Source organism: Bradyrhizobium sp. Leo170, assembly GCF_004296405.1.
GTDB lineage: Bacteria > Pseudomonadota > Alphaproteobacteria > Rhizobiales > Xanthobacteraceae > Bradyrhizobium.
This window is the reverse complement of sequence record NZ_PSRR01000741.1, coordinates 1-1163: the sequence shown is the minus strand read 5'-3', so window position 1 is coordinate 1163 and position 1163 is coordinate 1. Positions and strand designations below refer to the sequence as shown.

The 1163-nt window shown below is 65.9% G+C and carries 1 protein-coding gene and 1 pseudogene; one reads left to right on the top strand and one right to left on the bottom strand.

All coding sequences use genetic code 11. From position 1 onward, the window contains the following. Positions 1–122 precede the first annotated feature (122 nt). Positions 123–720: pseudogene (locus tag CWO89_RS44390) on the bottom strand (NEL-type E3 ubiquitin ligase domain-containing protein); the annotation flags it as partial. 96 nt (positions 721–816) lie between these two features. Between CWO89_RS44390 and CWO89_RS48675 the strand changes: the two are divergent. Continuing rightward, a partial coding sequence (locus CWO89_RS48675) for a hypothetical protein (RefSeq protein WP_245476871.1) occupies positions 817–1163 on the top strand: 347 nt, incomplete at its 3' end.

Here is a 1163-nt window from a genome sequence, read left to right as displayed (position 1 = left end):
GCTCTCGGGAAAACACCCTTTCGCGGCTCAATGGCTGGCCTGTGCGCTCCCCTGCCGACGCTTCGCCGACATCCTCGCGGATGCCTGCGCACGGCTCGGGGCCGATGTGGGTCGCTACTCCTTCATCGTCGTGGCCTTGCGAGCACCGTCTGCGTCAGCCCGCCTTTGATTTCGCGGGCGATTTCGTCGCGGATCTGCGCTCCGAACGCCGCTCTCTGCATCGGTGTCGCCAGTCAGGTCATGAACGGCCAGCCGTTGCTGCAGGCGGCTCTCGAACTCCGCGCCCATTGCATCGACGAGCCGGTCCTGCAACGCTGCGTGGGCGTCGCGGTCGATGCGGACTACCACCGCATCCCAGGGTTGCCAGCGCGTTGCGAGAAAGTCGGCGAACCCAGTCGTCTCCTGGTTCCGCACCGAGGTCTCGGCCGTGGCAAGGTCGTCCTCGGTGACGTAGGAGACGTTGAAGAAGCGCATGTCCGGGGCGATGTGCCGCAGCTCCAGCCGATCGCGCAACTTGGCCTGATAGGCGAGATAGACCTCGATCTCGTCGACGAAACTCAGCGAGCGGACCTTCTCGCGGGCGATTCCCTCGAGCGCGTTCAAGCGGAACATGACGCGGCCCTGCTGGAGGAGTTCGTCGAGACGCTCGTCATAGGCCCCGTCCTCGACATCAGCGTTCAGACGTGCGGTCTGCATGCTGTTCCAGGTCAAAGCCAGGCGGCCGAAATGACCCGGATCGGTGCCAGGAATGACTCCGTCGTTGGAGCCGACTCGGCTACGCTTTTTCGGGCCAACATGGGGACGGGAGAGGGCGATTTGACCGGAGACACGACAACATCTGTCGGCAGCGCGATTGCGGCGGGCCTCGAACGGGCCGAGGCGTTGCGGGGCCTCAGCGACCGCCCGGCTCGGGTGCGGATCATGACGATCTTTGGCGATGATCGCTCAGGTCTTACGATCAACGCCCGCATCGCGGCACGGACGCCGGCGGAGCATCGCGCCCAGGAAGGCCTCGGGACGCGGTGCATCCCATGGGACGAACTCGACGCGCGCGCCGGCGAGATCGTTGGCCTGGTGGACGAGGTGGTGGGCGAAGTGACGCTTGCCGTCCGAAATGCCCCGCCTGTGCCGCGGCCGAGCCGCTCGGAAGACGATCTTGAGCT